The sequence below is a fragment of the Streptomyces sp. NPDC047453 genome, from assembly GCF_040643155.1.
Lineage (GTDB): Bacteria > Actinomycetota > Actinomycetes > Streptomycetales > Streptomycetaceae > Streptomyces.
The window spans coordinates 48,933-67,799 of sequence record NZ_JBEYTS010000023.1 but is presented as its reverse complement, the minus strand read 5'-3'; the positions used below and the strand labels follow the sequence as shown (position 1 = coordinate 67,799).

Sequence of the window (18,867 nt, the reverse complement as noted above, 5' to 3'; positions counted from 1 at the left end):
CCGGGCCGCGTATGGAAGGGCTCATCTCATGATGGACCTATCCGACCAGCGGAAGCAGGGGCGCGCCCACCGTGCCGAGACGGTGCCGGCGCTCCGCGCCCCGCTCGCCCGGACCGGCGCCCACGGGCTCGGGAACTATCCGGAGCGTCGAGTTCCGGACATCCCCCGAGCCTGGACGGCCGAGAGCGAAGCGGTCGCGGTCACCGCTGCCGAGGCGGACGAACCGGCCTTCTGCGCACGGCCCTTCGGCCGTCCGGTGCGGTTCGCCGCCGGCGCCGGACCGGAGCGGGCCCCACGGGTCGACCTGGGCGAGCGCCCGGCCGGACGGCGCCGCGAGGGCATACGGGGTGCGGGGGCCGCGACGTCGTGACGGCGGTGAGGGGACACGGCCCGCACCTGAGCCGCCTTCCCGCTGCCGACTGGATGTCAATTCACCCTGATCGCACATAGTTCACTCGAATCGCACATGGCCGCACGGCCGAAAGGCGCCCTTGCGCCGACCGGTCGTTCGGCCGAATACTCCCCCACAGCGCTTGTCAGGGGCACGGCATGTTCGGAATCCGAACAGCCGTCCGCTGACTGCGCCTCACGGGCCCCGACCCCACGCGGGCCCCCCGACTTCCTTTGTGGAGGAACGACAAGTGAGGATCAAGCGCACCACTCCCCACGGCGTGACGAGACGGACCCGGCTGATCGCCATCGCCTCCGGCTTCGTGGCCGCAGCCGCGTTCGCGGTCCCCCATGCGAACGCGTCCGACACTCCCACCACCTTCAGTGCGGCCCAACTCACCACCGCGAGCGACTCCGTACTCAAGGCCGACATCCCGGGCACAGCCTGGAGCGTCGACAGCAAGACCAACCGAGTCGTCGTCACCGTCGACAGTACGGTCTCCCAGGCCGACATCGCCCGGATCAAGCGGCAGGCGGGGAACAACTCCGGCGCCCTGACCATCAAGCACACCGCCGGGAAGTTCAACAAGCTGATCTCCGGCGGCGACGCCATCTATGCGAGTAGCTGGCGCTGCTCGCTGGGCTTCAACGTCAAGGACAACAGCGGCAACTCCTACTTCCTGACCGCCGGTCACTGCACCAACGGCGCGGGCACCTGGTGGTCGAACTCCTCCCACACCACCACGCTCGGCACCACCGCCGGCTCCTCCTTCCCCGGCAACGACTACGGCATCGTGCGCTACACCAACACTTCGGTGGCCAAGCCGAGCGCCGTGGGCAGCGTGACCATCACCAGCGCAGCCACGCCGTCCGTCGGCACCACCGTCTACCGGCGGGGCTCGACGACCGGCACCCACAGCGGCCGCGTCACTGCGCTCAACGCGACGGTCAACTACGGCAACGGCGAGATCGTCAACGGCCTCATCCAGACCACCGTATGCGCCGAGCCCGGTGACTCCGGCGGCTCGCTCTACTCCAACAGTGGCATCGCCTACGGTCTGACCTCCGGCGGCAGCGGCAACTGCACCTCCGGCGGTACGACCTTCTTCCAGCCGGTGACCAAGGCGCTGAGCGCCTATGGGGTCCACGTCGGCTGATGTCCCCCTCTGCCGGGCCGCGGAGTGCGCGGCCCGGCCCGCCCCGCGCTCGACATCGATGAGCCCCCGTACGCAACCGGCGTGCGGGGGCTCGCCCTTGGGCGCGGCGCGGGTTACGGTCGAAGGATCGTGAGCCGGCGCGCCCGTGCCGGATTGGGGGGCCGTGATGGTTGAGGAACTGGTGACGGCGGGGGTGGCGCTCGCGTCCGCCGGAGCGGTGGGCCTGGTGGCGGCGGCGCGGGTCGTCAAGCAGTACGAGCGGGGGGTGGTGTTCCGCCTCGGCAGGCTGCGTCCGCAGGTGCGCGGACCCGGGCTCACGCTGATCGTCCCGTTCGTGGACCGGCTTCACAGGGTCAGCCTGCAGATCGTGACCATGCCCGTGCCGGCGCAGGAGGGCATCACCCGGGACAATGTGACGGTGCGTGTGGACGCCGTCGTCTACTTCAAGGTGACCTCGCCGGCCGAGGCGCTGGTCCAGGTGGAGGACTACCGCTTCGCGGTCTCGCAGATGGCGCAGACCTCGCTGAGGTCCATCATCGGCAAGAGCGAACTGGACGATCTGCTGTCCGACCGGGAGAAGCTGAACCAGGGTCTTGAGCTGATGATCGACAGCCCGGCCGTGGAATGGGGCGTCACGATCGACCGGGTGGAGATCAAGGACGTGTCGCTGCCCGAGACGATGAAGCGGTCCATGGCCCGGCAGGCGGAGGCCGACCGTGAGCGCCGGGCCCGGGTCATCAACGCGGACGCGGAACTCCAGGCGTCGAAGAAGCTGGCGGAGGCCGCCCAGCAGATGGCGGACACGCCCGCCGCGCTGCAACTGCGGCTCCTCCAGACCGTGACGGCGGTCGCCGCCGAGAAGAACTCCACCCTGGTCCTGCCCTTCCCGGTCGAGCTGCTGCGGTTCCTGGAGAAGGCCCAGCATCAACTGCCCGCGGCGGCCCCGGCGCCCGCACCCCGGGTGGATCCCGCCCCCGAGGGGCCGAATTCGAGCCAGGGCTAGACCTCACGGAATGTGGGCCGGTCGTCCGCACGCGGTGTTTGCGCTGTGAATGTTGCGTGAACGCTCCTGCGGCGACCTCGGGGGGCAGGCCGATACGCAGGGGGCTTACGTCAGTTGACGTACACGCGTCCAGAACTCGACCTTGTGTGCTCCCTGGGGGCATCGGAATAGTGGGCGCCGTTCAACCGCCTTCCGGCTCGTCGGGTCCCCACTACCTGACGGGCCGATCCCCCCACAGGAGGACGTCAGTTGAAGCACCGACGCATACCCGGACGCCGTGCGGCCGTGGCGGGTGCGGGCATCGCCGCCCTGCTCGTCGCGGGAGTCACCTTCCAGAGTGCGAACGCCAGTGAACCCGCGAAGGCCCCCGAGCTCCGGACCCTTTCGTCCGTGGCGGCCGGAAAGCTCGCCTCGACGCTCGTGCGGGACCTCGGCTCCGACGCCGCGGGCACGTACTACGACGCCACGACGAAGAGCCTCGTGGTGAACGTGCTCGACGCGAGCACCGCCGAGACCGTCGAGCAGGCGGGCGCCAAGGCCAGAGTCGTACGGAACTCCCTCGCCGAACTGACCGGCGCCCGCACCACGCTGGAGAAGGACGCGGCCATCCCCGGCACCTCGTGGGCGACGGACCCCGTGACCAACAAGGTCGTCGTCACCGCCGACAGCACGGTCTCCGGGGCCGAGTGGACCACGCTGAGCCAGGTCGTCGACGGGCTCGGCACCAAGGCCGAACTCAGGCGATCGAAGGGGGAGTTCAAGCCCTTCGTCGCGGGCGGTGACGCGATCACCGGCTCCGGCGGCCGCTGCTCGCTCGGCTTCAACGTGGTCAAGGACGGCCAGCCGTACTTCCTCACCGCGGGCCACTGCACGGAGGCGATCTCCACCTGGTCGGCCGGCGGCACGGTGATCGGCCGGAACGAGCGGTCCAGCTTCCCGGGCGACGACTTCGGTCTGGTCCGGTACACCGCGAGCGTGGACCATCCGAGCGCGGTGAACCTGTACAACGGCTCGACGCAGGCGATCACCGGGGCGGGCGAGGCGACCGTCGGCGAGAAGGTGACCCGCAGCGGCTCGACGACCCAGGTGCACAGCGGCACGGTCACCGGTCTGAACGCCACCGTGAACTACTCCGAGGGCACGGTCAGCGGCCTGATCCAGACCGATGTGTGCGCCGAGCCCGGTGACAGCGGCGGCTCCCTGTTCGACGGCGACACCGCGATCGGCCTCACCTCCGGTGGCAGCGGCGACTGCACCTCGGGCGGTGTGACCTTCTTCCAGCCGGTCACCGAGGCCCTCTCGGCGACCGGCGCCCAGATCGGCTGATCCCGGCCCCGGCCTCCACACAGCCGGTGAAAGCCCCGCCCTCACGAGGGCGGGGCTTTCGCATGGCCGTCACGTCCCTCACGCTCCGGGCGCCCGGGCGTTTGCGCAGGTGGGACACGCTCGAACGGATGTCGCACAGACGTTCGGAAATTGGTTTATGGTGGGGGTGAGAGAGATGGGAACTGATGTTCGAGGGCGGTCACGGCTCACGAGTGCGGGAGGTGCGGATGCCGGACTTCACGCATCTGCACACCGCCTCCGGGTTCTCCCTGCGCTACGGCGCCTCGCACCCGGAGCGGCTGGCCGAACGCGCCGCGGAACGGGGCATGGACGCGCTCGCGCTCACCGACCGCGACACCCTGGCCGGCTCGGTCCGCTTCGCCAAGGCCTGCGCCGCGGCGGGCGTCCGCCCGCTGTTCGGTGTGGAGCTGGCGGTGGAGACCGCGGAGCCCGTACGGCGGGACCGGCGCCGTACCCCGGTGCGCGGAGGCGCCTTCGTCGACGAGTCGGCTCCCCGCGCCACCTTCCTCGCCCGCGCCGGCGCCCGCGGCTGGGCCGATCTGTGCCGCCTGGTCACCGCCGCCCACTCCGGGCTCACGGCTGCGCGCGAACGGGGGGGACCCCCGTCTCCGGGCGCCCCGCTGCTGCCCTGGCCCGGCAACCACGCGGACGGCCTGACCGTTCTGCTCGGGCCCGACTCCGACGTCGGCCGCGCCCTCGCCGCCGGCCGCCCCGACCGGGCCGCCGGACTCCTCGTGCCCTGGCGTGAGACCTACGGCGACGCCCTGCGCCTGGAGGCGGTCTGGCACGGCCGCACGGGCACCGGACCCGGATCGCTGCGCCTGGCCGCCCGCACCGTCGGCTTCGCCGCCGAGCAGCGGATCCGGCCCGTGCTCAGCAACGCCGTCCGGTACGCCGACCCGGGGCAGGGCCCGGTCGCCGACGTGCTGGACGCCGCCCGCCGGCTCGTCCCCATCGACCCGGCCAAGGAACTGGACTCCGGCGAGGCCTGGCTGAAGGAGCCGGACGCCATGCTGCGCGCGGCCGAGCGGATCGTGGAGGCCGCCGGCTTCCGCACCGAGGCCGCCCACCGCCTGCTGGAGCAGACCCTCACGACGGCCGCCGAGTGCCTGGTCGACCCCGAGGACGACCTCGGCCTGGGCACCGTCCACTTCCCCGAGCCGCACCTCGTCGGCGCCGGCCGCCGCACCGCCCAGCGCGTACTCGCCTCCCGGGCGGCGGCGGGCATGGTGCTGCGCGGCTACGCCGGCCGCCGGGACTACTGGGAGCGGATGCACCGGGAGCTGGACATCATCGCCCACCACGGCTTCGCCACCTACTTCCTCACCGTCGCCCAAGTCGTCGACGACGTACGGAGGATGGGCATCCGGGTCGCCGCCCGCGGCTCCGGCGCCGGCTCCCTCGTCAACCACCTCCTCGGCATCGCCCACGCCGACCCGGTCGAGCACGGGCTGCTGATGGAGCGCTTCCTGTCCAAGCGGCGCACGGCCCTGCCCGACATCGACATCGACGTGGAGTCCGCACGCCGACTGGAGGTCTACCGCGAGATCATCGGCCGGTTCGGCACCGAGCGGGTCGCGACCGTCGCCATGCCGGAGACGTACCGCGTACGGCACGCCATCCGCGATGTCGGGGCGGCCCTGTCCATGGACCCCGCCGACATCGACCGCATCGCCAAGTCCTTCCCGCACATCCGCGCCCGCGACGCCCGCGCGGCACTCGACGAACTGCCCGAACTCAGGGCGCTGGCGGGGGAGCGGGACAGGTACGGCAGGCTGTGGGAGCTGGTCGAGGCCCTGGACGCCCTTCCACGCGGGGTCGCCATGCACCCCTGCGGGGTCCTGCTCTCCGACGCCTCCCTGCCGTCCCGCACACCGATCGTGCCCACCAGCGGTGAGGGCTTCCCCATGTCCCAGTTCGACAAGGACGACGTGGAGGACCTCGGGCTGCTCAAGCTGGACGTGCTGGGCGTGCGGATGCAGTCGGCGATGGCGCACGCGGTCGCGGAGGTGGAGCGGACCACGGGGGAGCGGATCGACCTGGACTCCCTGCCGGACGGCGACCCGGCGACGTACCGGCTCATCCGCTCCGCCGAGACCCTCGGCTGCTTCCAGATCGAGTCCCCGGGCCAGCGCGACCTGGTCGGGCGCCTCCAGCCGGCCACGTTCCACGACCTGGTCGTCGACATCTCCCTGTTCCGGCCCGGTCCGGTCGCCGCCGACATGGTGCGGCCGTTCATCGAGGCCCGGCACGGGCGGGCGCCGGTGCGCTATCCGCACCCCGATCTCCGGGAACCGCTGGAGGAGACGTACGGGGTCGTCGTCTTCCACGAGCAGATCATTCACATCCTGCACCTCATGACCGGCTGCGGCCGTGACGAGGCGGACCGGGTGCGGCGCGGGCTGTCCGACCCGGAGTCGCAGGGGCGGATCAAGGTGTGGTTCGCGCAGCACGCGGCGGCGAAGGGATACGACGCGGAAACGATTCACCGCACCTGGGAGGTCGTCGAGGCGTTCGGCTCCTACGGCTTCTGCAAGGCGCACGCGGTCGCCTTCGCCGTGCCGACGTACCAGTCGGCGTGGCTGAAGGCCCATCACCCGGCCGCCTTCTACGCCGGGCTGCTCACGCACGACCCCGGGATGTACCCGAAGCGGCTGCTGCTGGCGGACGCGCGGCGGCGCGGGGTGCCGATCCTGCCGCTGGACGTGAACAGGTCGGGAGTCGCCCACCGTATCGAACTGGTGTCTGAGTCAAAGTCTGGTTCTTCCGGTATGTGGGGACTTCGGCTGGCCCTCTCCGACGTGTACGGCATCAGCGAGGCCGAGGCGGCGCGGATCGCGGACGGACAGCCCTACGCCTCGCTGCTCGACTTCTGGGAACGGGCCCGGCCCAGCCGCCCGGTCGCCGCCCGGCTCGCCCAGGTGGGCGCGCTGGACGCGTTCGGCGCCAACCGGCGCGATCTGCAACTGTACCTGACCGAGCTGCACCGCGGCGCCCGCGGCGCGGGCGGCGGCCAACTGCCGCTGGCCGGCGGGAGGCAGACGGCCGCGGCCGGGCTCCCCGGCCTGTCCGACGCCGAACGGCTCAGCGCCGAGCTGGGCGTGCTGTCCATGGACGTCTCGCGGAACCTGATGGACGACCACCGGGAGTTCCTCGACGAACTGGGCGTGGTCCCGGCGCGCCGGCTGCGCGAGGCCCGGCACGGCGAGACGGTACTGGTCGCGGGCGCCAAGGCGGCCACCCAGACCCCGCCGGTCCGGTCCGGCAAACGGGTCATCTTCACCACGCTGGACGACGGCACCGGCCTGGTCGACCTCGCCTTCTTCGACGACTCCCACGACGCCTGCGCGCACACCGTCTTCCACTCCTGGCTGCTGCTGGTGCGTGGTGTGGTGCAGCGGCGCGGTCCGCGCAGCCTCAGCGTGGTGGGCGCCGCCGCCTGGAACCTGGCCGAACTCGCCGAACTGCGCGCCGAGGGCGGACTCGGCGAAGTGGCGGCGCGCCTGGCCGAACCGGCACCGGAGGAGCCCGCCGACGGCGCCCCCGTGCACGGCCGGACGATCCGCATGTCCACGGGGTACGAGATGCACCCCTGGGCCGATCTGCGTCCCGCGGGCGAAGGCCCGCCGGGCGGAAGGAAGTTGTGGCACCAGAGTCCAGGGAGTGCGGGATGACGGTTCTCTGCGTACGTTTCCAGCTGCCGCCGATGTACGAGGCCGCCCTGCCGGGGCTGCTCGGGCTCCTCGAGGAGTTCACCCCGGTCGTCGAGGCGCTGCCGCCGGACGGGGCGCTGGCCGATCTGCGGGGCGCCGAACGGTACTTCGGGCGCGACGCGGTCGAGCTGGCGTCGGTGATCCGGGTCCGCGCCCTGGCGCTGCACGGCGTGGACTGCGTGATCGGCGCCGGGCCGGGCCCGATGCTGGCCCGCATGGCCCTGCGCGACGCCCGGCCCGGACTCACGTGCGCGGTGCCCGGCGAACCGGACGCCGTGGCGGGGTTCCTGGCCGAGCGGCCCGTCACCGCGCTGCCCGGCGTCGGCGCGGCGACGGCCCGCACCCTGGACGAGTACGGCCTCGACACCCTGGGCCGGGTCGCCGCCGCGCCCCTGCCGACCCTCCAGCGCCTGGTCGGCGCCAAGTCCGGCCGCGAACTCCATGAGAAGGCGAACGGCGTCGACCGGAGCCGGGTCGTACCGAACGCCATCTCCAGGTCGCTCGCGGCGGAACGCCCCTTCGACCGGGACGAACTGGACCCCGACCGGCACCGCAGGGCGCTGCTGTCGGCCGCCGGGGAATTGGGCTCCCGGCTGCGCGCCCTGGGCAAGGTCTGCCGCACCCTGACGCTCACCGTGCGCTACGCCGATCGCTCCGGCACCACCCGCAGCCGCACGCTGGCCGAACCGACCGCGCACTCGGCCGCGTTGACCGGAGTCGCGTACGCCCTGTACGAGGCCCTGGGGCTCCAGCGCGCCCGGGTCCGCGCGCTCGCCCTGCGCGCCGAGGGCCTCGGGCCCGCCGAACACGCCTCCCACCAGCTCACCTTCGACCCCGTCGACGAGAAGGTCCGCCGTATCGAGGAGGCCGCGGACCGCGCGCGAGCCCGGTTCGGCCCGCGGGCGGTGATGCCGGGCACGCTGGCCGCGTGACTCCCTTCGGCTCGCGGTCAGTTGGCCCACGGCGGAGTGAGCACCGTGCCGTCCGCCAGGCGGGCCTGAAGGCCGAGGGACGTGGTGACCCAGGAGACCGCGGTGCGGTCCGCGGGGTTCTCCACGGTGAGCGTCGTACCGGCGTTGATGATCACCGTGTCGCCCGCGGCGACGCGCTCGGTGCGGTCGTCGAGCGTGATCAGGAGTTCGCCGTCGAGCAGGTGGAGGATCTCCTCGTGGGTGACGGTGTGGGCCGGGGCCCTGGTGCCGGCGGGGATCTCGCCGCGCCAGGCGCACAGCTGCCTGGACCCGGTCTGCGGGGTGGCGTACGAGACGAAGCGGGCGCCGTGGATCTCGTGCGTCACGGCGTCGGACGGGCGGACGACGGGCATGGGTGCCTCCTCGGAGTCAATGGTCAAGCTGCTTGACCAAGCGGATGAGAGCTATGGTCAAGTCGCTTGACCATTTCGTCAAGGGTGTTTCAATGCCTCCGTGCAGAACTCCGAAGCCATGGCCCTGTCCGCCGCCCTGCTGGCCGTCGCCGGCGAGCTGACTCAGCGCATCCACGACGGCGTCGTCGCCCGCGGCTTCGAGGGGCTCCGGCCGGCGCACGGCTTCGCGTTCGCGCGGCTGGCCCCGGACGGTGCGACGGTCACCGAGCTGGCCGCCCATCTGGGGGTCACCAAGCAGGCCGCCAGTCAGCTCGTCGACGAGATCGTGCGCAAGGGATACGCGGAGCGCCTGCCGCATCCCGAGGACGCGCGGGCCCGTCTGATCGTGCTGACCGAGCGCGGCCGGGCCTGCACCCGCGCGGCGGAGGAGTCGGCCGCCGACGCCGTGCGGGTGTGGGGCGAGGCGATCGGCGAGGGTGAAGTGCGCGCGCTGTGGGGGCAGTTGACGCGCCTCGCGACGCAGGGCCCAATTCGGCCCACTTGGTGACGGTTCGTCAGGGGCGTTACATCACGACCTTCGGTCGTAGCCGGATGTCGCCCGAAGTTTTTACTGACGCGTAACTTCACAGTTTTACTACTCGTCCGTAACTTGACGAGTGAACAGCATCCCGTGATCCGGATCACAGGGCGTAGCGCCGTCGCACCTCCCTTGAGCCGCAAGGAGATCACCCGATGCTGCCCTTCAAGCGCGCCCTCAGACCACTCGCCGCCCTGCTGCTGGCCGCCGCCCTCGCCACCGCCCCCGCCGCCACCGCTCACGCCGCCAGTGCTCCCAGCAGGGGGTGGAACGACTACGGCTGCAAGCCCTCCGCCGCCCACCCTCGCCCCGTCGTCCTCGTCCACGGCACCTTCGGCAACTCCATCGACAACTGGCTGTCCCTCGCGCCGTACTTGAAGGACCGCGGGTACTGCGTCTTCTCCCTGGACTACGGCCAGTTGCCGGGCGTTCCGCTCTTCTACGGCCTCGGCCCCATCGACAAGTCGGCCGAGCAGTTGTCCGCCTTCGTCGACAAGGTGCTCGCCGCGACCGGCGCCGCCAGGGCCGACCTCGTCGGCCACTCTCAGGGCGGGATGATGCCCCGCTACTACCTGAAGTTCCTCGGCGGAGCCGCCAAGGTGAACGCCCTCGTCGGCATCGCTCCCGACAACCACGGGACCACCCTCAGCGGCCTCACCAACCTCCTGCCCTACTTCCCGGGCGCGAGCGACCTGCTCAAGACCGCCACCCCCGGCCTCGCCGACCAGATCGCCGGGTCCGCCTTCCTCGCCAAGCTCAACGAGGGCGGCGACACCGTGCCCGGCGTGCGCTACACGGTCATCGTCACCAAGTACGACGAGGTGGCCACGCCGTGGCGCAGCCAGTACCTGACCGGCCCCGACGTACGCAACGTCCTGCTGCAGGACCTGTGCGCGGTCGACCTGTCCGAGCACGTGACGATCGGCACGATCGACCGCATCGCCTTCCACGAGGTGGCCAACGCGCTCGACCCGGCCCACGCCACCGCCACCACCTGCGCGTCGGTCTTCAGCTGACGTGGCTCGGGGCCTGCCCGGCCTGAGCCGCCGGACAGGCCCCGCGTTCAACGGGCCGCGTCAGCGGCCTCGCCCGCCGCCGGCCGCGGCGCGCCGGCGGACCGAGGCGAACAGGGCCGCCGAGCCGAGCGCCAGGGCGGCCGCGCCGCCGACCGCGAGGTACGGGGTGCGGTCGTCGCCGCCGGTCTCGGCCAGGTTCACCGGACTGCCGGCGGCCCGCGGCCGGTTCGGCTCGTCGGCGGGGGCCCGCGCGGCGTGGTCCGCCGCGGCTGTGTCCTCTGCCGACCGCACGGCCGGGTCCGACGCCGGATGCGACGCCGGGCTCGCGGCCGGGTCCGCCGACGCGGGCGCCACCGGGTCCTTCGTGGTCCGGACGTCGTCGTCCCCGTGGCCGTGGTGCTCGACCGACGACCTGCCGGCACCGTCCTCGATCTGCCGCTCGGTGGGCGCGGAGGCGGCCGGCGCCGGGGCGGAGCCGCCGGACGCGCCGCCACCGCTCCCGCCGCCGAAGGTGACGTCCGAGCAGGAGTAGAACGCCTCCGGGCTGTCCGAGCGCTGCCACACCGCGTACAGCAGATGCCTGCCCGAGCGTTCGGGCAGCGTGCCGGAGAAGGTGTAGAAGCCGTCCGCGGCGACCGGGTCGGTGGCCGTGGCCACGGGATGCGCCAGATCGAGGTCGTCCCAGGCCGGCGACTTGGCCGGGTCGTAGCCGGGCTTGGTGAGGTAGACCGTGAAGGTGCCCTTGTGCGGGGCGGTCACGCGGTACCTGAAGGTGTACGCGCCGCCGTGCACGCCCGTCGCGGGCCAGTCCGCGCGGGGCAGGTCCAGGCCCTTGAACTCCTCGTTGCCGGCGCTGCACAGCCTGCCGTCCGGGATCAGCTCCCGGTGGCGGCCGCCCGCGTCGCCGATCCGTATGCCGTTCCAGTCGTACAGCGCCTGGGTGCCGCCGGCCGCGCCGACCGCCTTGCAGGCCGCCGACTTCGGGCTCTCCGGCCCCTCCGCGTAGCACTGGGCCACCCGGCTGACCGGGTCCCCCATGGACCCGTGCGCGGCCGCGGGCGCCGCGGCGAGCGCGGTCAGGGCCAGCGGGGCCAGGCCGAGGACGGCGGAAGCGGCGGCCGTACGGCGTGCGGGCATCGGGGGAACTCCTCGGGCCGGTTGTTCTGACACGGCGGGACGGATCCCGTGAGAGGGACGGATCCCGTGGGGCGGGACGGATCCCGTGGGGGTGATCAGAAGCTAGCCGCAACGCACCGCGAAAACGCCGGCTGGAGGCGGTGCGGGGAGATCCTTATGCTCGCGTTAAGGGAGTGCTGAGGCTGCGCTCAGGTGGGGCATCGGGCAGGGACCGGACAGGGGGCGCGCAGGACATGGCGGACGAGGGGATCAGGGCGGCGTCCGCCGCCGACGTACCGGCCGTGAAGGCGGTGACCGACGCGGCCTACCGCCCTTACATCGAGCGCATCGGAGTCGTCCCGGCGCCCATGGAGGCGGACCACGCGGCGGACGTGGCGGCGGGGAAGGTGTTCGTCGTCCGTGAGCCCGAAGGGGGCCCGGTGACCGGGCTCGTCGTGATCGAGGCGCGCGCGGACCATCTCTTCCTCGACAGCATCGCCGTCCACCCCGACGCGCACGGCGCGGGGGTGGGACGGCGGCTGCTGGAGTTCGTGGACACGCGCGCGCGTGCACTGGGCCTGCCCGAGGTCAGGCTCTACACGAACGCGCTGATGTGGGAGAACCAGCGGATCTATCCGCGGTTCGGCTACGAGGTCGTCGAGCGCCGTGTGGACGGGCCCTACGACCGCGTCCACTACCGCAAGCGGCTGGTCTGACGTCTCATCGCCCGGCCGCCGGTCATGTGTCCGGCCACCACGTGCGCGCGATGTCCTTGCGGACCTCGGGCCGCCCGGCGGGACGCTCGTCGGCTTCCTCGCGGACGCGGCGGGTGTCCGTCTTCCTCAGGGGCTTCTGCACTGTCACTCGGCGCATGGCTGCCTCCTTCGAGGCCTACCGGGTCCGTCTTCGTACGGAGGTAGGACCTTTCGGGCGAGAGTCGCTTATCGGTGCGGGTCTGTCTGTGGCGGCTGTCACGATTCGGTTGTCAGTGGCGGGTGTCACTCTGGGGTGCATGAGTGCGCATACGACGACCGACGGTGACGGGGCGGTCCGGGGCGGGGTGGACTGGGATGCCCAGGCCGCCGTCTTCGACGAGGAGCCGGATCACGGGCTGCGCGACCCGGGGGTGCGCGCCGCCTGGGCCGAACGGCTGCGCGGCTGGCTGCCCGGACACCCCGCCGAGATCCTCGACCTCGGCTGCGGCACCGGCAGCCTGTCGCTCCTCGCGGCCGAGCACGGGCACCGGGTGACCGGCGTCGACCTGTCCCCGGCGATGGTGGAGCGGGCCCGGGCGAAGCTCGCCGGCCACGACGCGGTGTTCCTGGCCGGTGACGCGGCGAACCCGCCGGTGGGCGGGCAGCGCTTCGACGCCGTCCTGGTCCGGCATGTCCTGTGGACACTGCCCGACCCCGCCCGCGCGCTGCGGCACTGGCAGGGGCTGCTGCGGCCGGACGGCCGGCTCGTCCTGATCGAGGGTGTCTGGGGCACGCTCACCCCCGTCGGCATACCCCCGGACCGGCTGACCATGCTTCTGCGGCCACTCGCCTCCCACATCCACCTGGAGCCACTGTCGGCGGACGCGCGGCTGTGGGGCCGGGAGGTGGACGACGAGCGGTACGCGGTGGTGGCCTCGAACTGAGCCGCGCGAGCCGGTGCGGGAATCAGGACAGCAGCGCCTCGAAGCCGCCCTCGCGGGCCAGTCCCTCCAGTTCGTCGAGGGCGGCCAGGGCGGCGGCCGCCGCCCCGGGGTCGGTGCGCGCCAGGCCGCTCGCCGCGAACTCGTCCTCGTCCAGGCGCCGTACGTCCGTGCCGTCGGCGGAGCGCCACAGGTCCAGGTCGAGGTCCTCCACGACGAGGTCCGTGCCGGAGCGGGTGGCGGGGCGGGTGACGTCGCAGTACCAGCCCTTCAGCGCGCCTCCGGCCTCGCGGACCTCCTTCACCGAGTACCAGCGGTCCCGCCAGTAGTGCTCGGTGAAGACGTCGCCCGGTTCGAAGCGCACGAAGCCGAAGTCGCGGACCCCTTCGCCCGCCCACGCGGCCCGGACGGTGAGGCGCGTGCCGTCGTCGGACACGAGCGCGCCCCGGTAGCGGATCTTGGTGCGGCCGCCCTTGACGAGGACGACGTCCACCTCCGTCGGCGCCGGCGGCCGGCCGCCGGCCTCAGCCGAGTTCGCGGACATGGCGCACCTCCGTCCCGCAGACCGCGTACCCGAACCACTCGTTGATCGCGATCATCGGCGCGTTGCCGGTGTCATTGCCCGTGAACGCCTCCGTGTACCCGGCGGCCCGGGCGCGGTGCAGCGAGTCGTTCTTGGCGAGCTTGGCCAGACCCCGGCCGCGGAAGGCGCGGGCGGTGCCCGTCATGGCGGTGGAGTACCGGGTACCGCCGTCCGTGCGGGCCGCAGTGAAGGCCGCGGGACGGCCGTCGACGACCGCCACCGAGGTCAGCTCGGGGTTGAACAGCGGGTGCCGCCAGGTCTCGGCCAGCCAGGCCGCGTAGTCGGTGAACTCGTAGTCCACGTCGCCGGGTTCGTCCGCCGCCGTCTCCGCGTCCAGCTCGAACAGGGGGCGCGGGTCGTCGGCGTAGTCCGAGCCCCGGCGCAGCTCCACGCCCGGGGGCGGGTCCTGGAGCGGTGGGAGCGTGCCGTTCGCCAGGTCCAGGCGGAGGAAGTGCGCGCTCCGGCTCGCGCGGTAGCCGTGCCGCTCGGCGAAGGCGCGGTTGCCCGGCTCGTCCAGGACCCAGGAGTACAGCCTGGTCGCCCCGTGCGCGGCCAGATGTTCCTCGGCGGCCCGTACGAGGAGCGTGGCGGCGCCGCGGCGGGTGTGCTCGGGATGCACGTACACGTTGATGTTGCCCTGGCCGGGTTCGGTGCTCTCGTGGGACAGGTGCACCTGCGCGGTGCCGATCACCTCGCCGTCCGCCACGGCGACCAGCGGCCGGTAGTGGGCGTCGGGATGCAGATGGGTGAGGTCGTGGACGAGCGAGTCGGGCGTGAAGAGTATGAACGGCAGCGCGAGGTGCCGGACGCGGGCGAAGCCCTCGAGGTCGGCCCGCGCGTCGGGACGGAGGTCACGGATGATCACGGTCATGGAGGGGCACGCTACGGCGGAGACCGGGCGGGGTGCCTCCCATTTTCCGCTGGGCCGTACGCGTGCGGGTGCGGGACAATCACTCCGTGACCTTGAAGATCCACATCGAGGACGGCGCACCTCCCTACGAGCAGGTGCGGGCGCAGATCTCCGAGCAGGCGCGGTCGGGGGCGCTGCCGGTGGGGTACCGGCTGCCCACGGTGCGCGGGCTGGCCGAGTCGCTCGGGCTCGCGGCGAACACGGTCGCCAAGGCCTACCGGGCGCTGGAGGCCGACGGCGTGATCGAGACGCGCGGGCGCAACGGCACGTTCGTCGCCGCCGCGGACTCGGCGGCGGCGCGGGAGGCCGCGGCCGCCGCCCAGGCGTACGCCGAGCGGGTGCGACGGCTCGGTCTCACCGAGGACGACGCGCTCGCCGCCGTGCGGGACGCCCTGCGGGCGGCCTACGAGGGGCGGTAGGGGAGCGGCGGCCCCGCGAAGTCACCGGCCCGGCGGGACCTTCTGCCGGTCACCCGTGAGCGCCGGAGTGCGGGTCACCGCCAGGCCCGCGCTCCTGGTCACCGGCCCGGCGGGACCTTCTGCCGGTCACCCGTGAGCGCCGGAGTGCGGGTCACCGCCCGGCCCGCGCTCCTGGTCACCGGCCCGGCGGGACCTTCTGCCGGTCACCCGTGAGCGCCGGAGTGCGGGTCACCGCCCGGCCCGCGCTCCTGGCCGCCCGGGCGAACACCACCGCGTCCTGGACCGCCGCCCCCGTCGGGTCGTTGTTGAAGTAGGCGTACACGTCCCGCTCGCCCGGCCAGGTCGTGGCGATCCGGTCGACCCAGGTCTCCAGCGACCGCCGGCCGTAGTGCGGCCAGGCCCGGGCGCGGCCCACGTGGAAGCGGACGTACCCCCAGCCGGCCGTCCGCCACAGCGGCGTGACCGGGCGGGCGTAGGCGTCGGCCCAGCACAGGGCGGCGTCCCGGGCCCGGAGGACCTCGCGCACCCGTGGCGTCCACCACGACTCGTGGCGCGGCTCGACCGCGACCCGGGTGCCGGACGGGAAGCACGCCAGGCAGGTGTCCAGCAGTTCCGGATCCGCGCGCAGGGTCGGCGGGAGCTGGAGCAGTACCGGGCCCAGCCGGTCGCCGAGACCCGCCGCGTGCGTCATCAGGCGGTGCACCGGCTCCTCGGGGTCCTTCAGCCGCTTGATGTGGGTGAGGTACCGGCTCGCCTTCACCGCGACCACGAAGTCCGCCGGAACCCGCTCCCGCCAGGCCTCGAAGGTCTCCCGCGCGGGCAGCCGGTAGAAGGCGTTGTTGACCTCCAGGGTGGCGAACGCGGCGGCGTACTCCTCCAGCCACAGCCGCGTGGGGCACCCTTGCGGGTACAGCACGCCCCGCCAGTCCTTGTACTGCCAGCCCGACGTCCCGACGAACAGGGTCATACGCCCATCAAAGCACCGGTTCCCGCACGGGGACCCGTCACAGGTACAGACCCGCGTCGGCCCCCTCGCGCGGCTCCGGCAGCGCCGTCGGCGACGTGCCCCGCCGCAGCGCGTACAGCTCGGCGAGGGTCGCCCCGTCGCGGCTCACCCCTTCCTCGGTGCCAAGCCAGTCCACCGCCTCCCGGCGGGTCAGCCGGCCCACCTCGATACGGGCCAGGCACCGGCCCGGGCGGACCACGGCCGGGTGCAGGCGCTCCAGGTCCTCGTTGGTCGTCACCCCGACCAGCACGTTGCGCCCCTGGCCGAGCAGACCGTCGGTGAGGTTCAGCAGCCGGGACAGCGCCTGGCCCGCGGTGTGCTTGGCCTCGCCGCGGATCAGCTCGTCGCAGTCCTCCAGCAGGAGCAGCCGCCAGCGCCCCTTGCCCGCCGCGTCCTCCTCGCCGATGGCGATGTCCATGAGGTAGCCGACGTCGCTGAACAGCCGCTCCGGGTCCAGCACGCAGTCCACCTGGCACCAGTCGCGCCAGGACCGGGCCAGGGTCCGCAGCGCCGAGGTCTTGCCCGTGCCCGGCGGGCCGTGCAGCAGGAGCAGCCGGCCCGCGATGTCCTCGGGGGTCGTCTTCATCAGCCGGTCCATGGCGTTCGCGACCGGGCCGGTGTAGTTCGGCCGGAGCTCGTCCCAGGTGCCCGCCGCGATCTGCCGGGTGGTGCGGTGCGGGCCGCGCCGGGGCGAGACGTACCAGAAGCCCATCGTCACGTTCTCCGGCTGCGGCTCCGGTTCGTCCGCGGCGCCGTCCGTCGCCTGCTCCAGGACCTTCGTGGCCAGTTCGGCGCTGGTCGCGGTGACCGTGACGTCGGCGCCCCGGTTCCACCGGGAGACCAGCAGCGTCCAGCCCTCGCCCTCGGCGAGGGTCGCGCTGCGGTCGTCGTCGCGGGCCGCGCGCAGCACCCGGGCGTCCTGGGGCAGCAGGGTGGCGCCGGGGCGCACGCGGTCGATGTTCGCCGCGTGCGAGTACGGCTGCTCGCCCGTCGCGAAGCGGCCGAGGAACAGCGCGTCGACGACGTCGGACGGCGAGTCGGAGTCGTCGACGGTGAGCCGGATCGGCAGAGCGTCGTGTGGGTTCGCGGACATGCCGCCATGATCTGTCACGCGGGCGCCGTGCGCACCCGGTTTCCCCCGCGCGTCCCGTGCCGGCGCCCGGACGGAGCCCGTCGTGGGCCGAGCCTGCCGGAACCCTGTCCCGCGGATGATTTCCGCCCTTACTGTTGTCCTTGATGAGACGTCATGGGGGGAATCCGGAGGCGGGGCGGTGGCGGCTTCCCGCGCTGCTCGGCGTGGGAGTGACGGCGGTGGCCCTGGTCGTGGCCCTGCTGAGCACGCTGCCCGGCGGCGCGAACACCGAGGGCACCACACGCCACGGCGACAAGGTGCACGGGACACCGGCGACCCCGCGGAACGCGGACGAGCCGGACGTCGGCTGGGGCTTCACCCACACCCAGTTCAGCGCCGACGAGGGCAGCGCTGCCGCGACCGGCCGGGTCGGGGCGCTGCTGTCGAAGGACGGCGGCCTGCCGCAGAACCAGGCGATCATGGGCTGGGGCGCCGACAACCCCGAGCCGGTCAAGGGGAGTTACGACTTCGAGGCGCTGGACCGGCGGATCGACTTCGTCCGCGCCTCGGGCGGCACTCCGGTGATCACGCTGTGCTGCGCGCCCGACTGGATGAAGGGCGGCCGGGCCGGCGTGGACAGCACCGACTGGAGCCAGGACGCCCTGGAGACCGCGCCGACCCGCGACCACTACAAGGACTACGCAGCACTCGCCGCGACCGTCGCCAAACGCTATCCGGACGTGCGCCACTTCATCGTCTGGAACGAGTTCAAGGGCTTCTGGAACAACGCCGAGGGCCGCTGGGACTACGAGGGCTACACCGAGCTCTACAACCTGGTTCACAAGGCGCTCAAGCAGGTCGACCCCAAGATCATGGTGGGGGGGCCGTACCTGGTCATGGACAGCGTCGACCCACGCCAGAAGCAGGACGCCTCCACCGTCCTGCGGGGCCCCTGGGGAGCCTTGGACCAGCGGGTCCTGGACGCCTTCGCCTACTGGAACCAGCACAAGGCGGGCGCCGACTTCGTCGTCGTGGACGGCTCCAGCTACACCAAGGACGACGACCTGCTGCCCGACGAGTTCCGCGCCACCGACAAGCTGAAGGACGTCGGCCGGTGGGTGCGGCGGCAGACGGGCGGCCTGCCGCTGTGGTGGGCCGAGTACTACGTCGAGCCCGCCGACCGCAACGACGACCGCAAGGACTGGTCCGAACCGCACCGCGTCGCAGTCCAGGCCGCCGGCCTGATCGCCATGGCCAAGGGCGGCGCCTCCACCGGCTTCTACTGGAACCCGGAGAACCGCACGGGCGACTGCCCCGGCTGCCTGTGGACCCCGACCGACTCCTCCGGCGGCGGCCGGGAGCTGCCCATGCACGACCTGGTCTCCCGCTTCAACCGGGCGTTCCCGCCGGGAACCGGGTACCGGACGGTGTCCGTCGCCCCGGACGACGTGCCCAACGTGCGCGTGCTGGCCGACGACCGGACGGTCCTGGTGGTCAACACCCTGAACCGCACCATCAGCGCGCAGATCGACGGCAGGCGCTTCGACATGAAGGCGTACGAGGTGAAGTGGCTCCAGCGGTAGCCCGCCGGAGCCGCT

At 72.7% G+C, this 18,867-nt stretch carries 19 protein-coding genes; 12 read left to right on the top strand and 7 right to left on the bottom strand.

Annotated features, from left to right (window positions below; translation table 11 throughout):
• The first annotated feature begins 28 nt into the window (after nt 1-28).
• The 6 genes from ABZ818_RS21255 (at nt 29) to ABZ818_RS21230 (ending at nt 8,542) form a co-directional block, all read left to right on the top strand.
• On the top strand, nt 29-370 hold the full coding sequence (locus ABZ818_RS21255) for a hypothetical protein (RefSeq protein WP_361416600.1): 342 nt from the start codon (nt 29-31) through the stop codon (nt 368-370).
• A 271-nt stretch (nt 371-641) separates the two neighbouring features.
• Nucleotides 642-1,547 (top strand): S1 family peptidase, encoded by a 906-nt coding sequence (locus tag ABZ818_RS21250; RefSeq protein WP_361416597.1) that lies wholly within the window; start codon nt 642-644, stop codon nt 1,545-1,547.
• 166 nt (nt 1,548-1,713) lie between these two features.
• Nucleotides 1,714-2,550, top strand: coding sequence for a slipin family protein (locus ABZ818_RS21245; RefSeq protein ID WP_361416594.1), 837 nt, complete (start codon nt 1,714-1,716; stop codon nt 2,548-2,550).
• 249 nt (nt 2,551-2,799) lie between these two features.
• Entirely contained in the window at nt 2,800-3,876 is a 1,077-nt protein-coding gene (locus tag ABZ818_RS21240; protein WP_361416591.1) for a S1 family peptidase, read from the top strand.
• A gap of 227 nt (nt 3,877-4,103) precedes the next feature.
• Nucleotides 4,104-7,571 carry a DNA polymerase III subunit alpha gene (locus ABZ818_RS21235; RefSeq protein ID WP_361416589.1) on the top strand — a complete coding sequence of 1,156 codons (3,468 nt, stop codon included), beginning with the start codon at nt 4,104-4,106 and terminating at the stop codon, nt 7,569-7,571.
• Entirely contained in the window at nt 7,568-8,542 is a 975-nt protein-coding gene (locus tag ABZ818_RS21230; RefSeq protein ID WP_361416586.1) for a hypothetical protein, read from the top strand. Before ABZ818_RS21235 ends, ABZ818_RS21230 begins: the two co-directional genes overlap by 4 nt.
• 17 nt (nt 8,543-8,559) lie before the next feature.
• On the opposite strand, the gene ABZ818_RS21225 is transcribed toward ABZ818_RS21230, so the two are convergent.
• Nucleotides 8,560-8,934, bottom strand: coding sequence for a cupin domain-containing protein (locus tag ABZ818_RS21225; RefSeq protein ID WP_361416583.1), 375 nt, complete (start codon nt 8,932-8,934; stop codon nt 8,560-8,562).
• A gap of 100 nt (nt 8,935-9,034) precedes the next feature.
• Here ABZ818_RS21225 and ABZ818_RS21220 point away from each other — a divergent pair, with 100 nt between their 5' ends.
• Together ABZ818_RS21220 and ABZ818_RS21215 are read left to right on the top strand one after the other, a co-directional pair.
• Nucleotides 9,035-9,481 (top strand): MarR family winged helix-turn-helix transcriptional regulator, encoded by a 447-nt coding sequence (locus tag ABZ818_RS21220; protein ID WP_361416580.1) that lies wholly within the window; start codon nt 9,035-9,037, stop codon nt 9,479-9,481.
• 185 nt (nt 9,482-9,666) lie between these two features.
• Complete coding sequence (locus ABZ818_RS21215; RefSeq protein WP_361416577.1) at nt 9,667-10,527, top strand: alpha/beta fold hydrolase; 861 nt, start codon at nt 9,667-9,669, stop codon at nt 10,525-10,527.
• Between the two features lie 60 nt (nt 10,528-10,587).
• Here the strand turns inward: ABZ818_RS21215 and ABZ818_RS21210 are convergent, their stop codons facing one another.
• Nucleotides 10,588-11,664: a lytic polysaccharide monooxygenase gene (locus tag ABZ818_RS21210; RefSeq protein ID WP_361416574.1), complete on the bottom strand. Its 1,077-nt coding sequence runs from the start codon at nt 11,662-11,664 to the stop codon at nt 10,588-10,590.
• 233 nt (nt 11,665-11,897) lie between these two features.
• Between ABZ818_RS21210 and ABZ818_RS21205 the strand changes: the two genes are divergently transcribed.
• Complete coding sequence (locus ABZ818_RS21205; RefSeq protein WP_361416571.1) at nt 11,898-12,359, top strand: GNAT family N-acetyltransferase; 462 nt, start codon at nt 11,898-11,900, stop codon at nt 12,357-12,359.
• A 22-nt stretch (nt 12,360-12,381) separates the two neighbouring features.
• On the opposite strand, the gene ABZ818_RS21200 is transcribed toward ABZ818_RS21205, so the two are convergent.
• Nucleotides 12,382-12,516, bottom strand: a complete 135-nt coding sequence (locus tag ABZ818_RS21200; protein WP_361416568.1) for a hypothetical protein — start codon at nt 12,514-12,516, stop codon at nt 12,382-12,384.
• 139 nt (nt 12,517-12,655) lie between these two features.
• Between ABZ818_RS21200 and ABZ818_RS21195 the strand changes: the two genes are divergently transcribed.
• Nucleotides 12,656-13,282 carry a class I SAM-dependent methyltransferase gene (locus tag ABZ818_RS21195; RefSeq protein WP_361416565.1) on the top strand — a complete coding sequence of 209 codons (627 nt, stop codon included), beginning with the start codon at nt 12,656-12,658 and terminating at the stop codon, nt 13,280-13,282.
• A 22-nt stretch (nt 13,283-13,304) separates the two neighbouring features.
• Here ABZ818_RS21195 and ABZ818_RS21190 read toward each other — a convergent pair whose 3' ends face one another.
• Nucleotides 13,305-13,823 carry a DUF402 domain-containing protein gene (locus ABZ818_RS21190; RefSeq protein ID WP_361416562.1) on the bottom strand — a complete coding sequence of 173 codons (519 nt, stop codon included), beginning with the start codon at nt 13,821-13,823 and terminating at the stop codon, nt 13,305-13,307.
• Nucleotides 13,804-14,733, bottom strand: a complete 930-nt coding sequence (locus tag ABZ818_RS21185) for a GNAT family N-acetyltransferase (RefSeq protein WP_361416559.1) — start codon at nt 14,731-14,733, stop codon at nt 13,804-13,806. Before ABZ818_RS21185 ends, ABZ818_RS21190 begins: the two co-directional genes overlap by 20 nt.
• Nucleotides 14,734-14,819: 86 nt before the next feature.
• Here ABZ818_RS21185 and ABZ818_RS21180 point away from each other — a divergent pair, with 86 nt between their 5' ends.
• Complete coding sequence (locus tag ABZ818_RS21180; RefSeq protein WP_361416556.1) at nt 14,820-15,191, top strand: GntR family transcriptional regulator; 372 nt, start codon at nt 14,820-14,822, stop codon at nt 15,189-15,191.
• A gap of 175 nt (nt 15,192-15,366) precedes the next feature.
• Here ABZ818_RS21180 and ABZ818_RS21175 read toward each other — a convergent pair whose 3' ends face one another.
• Together ABZ818_RS21175 and ABZ818_RS21170 are read right to left on the bottom strand one after the other, a co-directional pair.
• Nucleotides 15,367-16,158 (bottom strand): DUF72 domain-containing protein, encoded by a 792-nt coding sequence (locus tag ABZ818_RS21175; RefSeq protein WP_361416553.1) that lies wholly within the window; start codon nt 16,156-16,158, stop codon nt 15,367-15,369.
• A gap of 37 nt (nt 16,159-16,195) precedes the next feature.
• Nucleotides 16,196-17,290: a DUF5925 domain-containing protein gene (locus ABZ818_RS21170; RefSeq protein ID WP_361416550.1), complete on the bottom strand. Its 1,095-nt coding sequence runs from the start codon at nt 17,288-17,290 to the stop codon at nt 16,196-16,198.
• Between the two features lie 143 nt (nt 17,291-17,433).
• Here ABZ818_RS21170 and ABZ818_RS21165 point away from each other — a divergent pair, with 143 nt between their 5' ends.
• The gene (locus ABZ818_RS21165) at nt 17,434-18,852 is read left to right on the top strand and encodes a xylan 1,4-beta-xylosidase (protein WP_361416547.1); all 1,419 of its coding nucleotides are present in this window, start codon (nt 17,434-17,436) and stop codon (nt 18,850-18,852) included.
• Nucleotides 18,853-18,867: the final 15 nt, after the last annotated feature.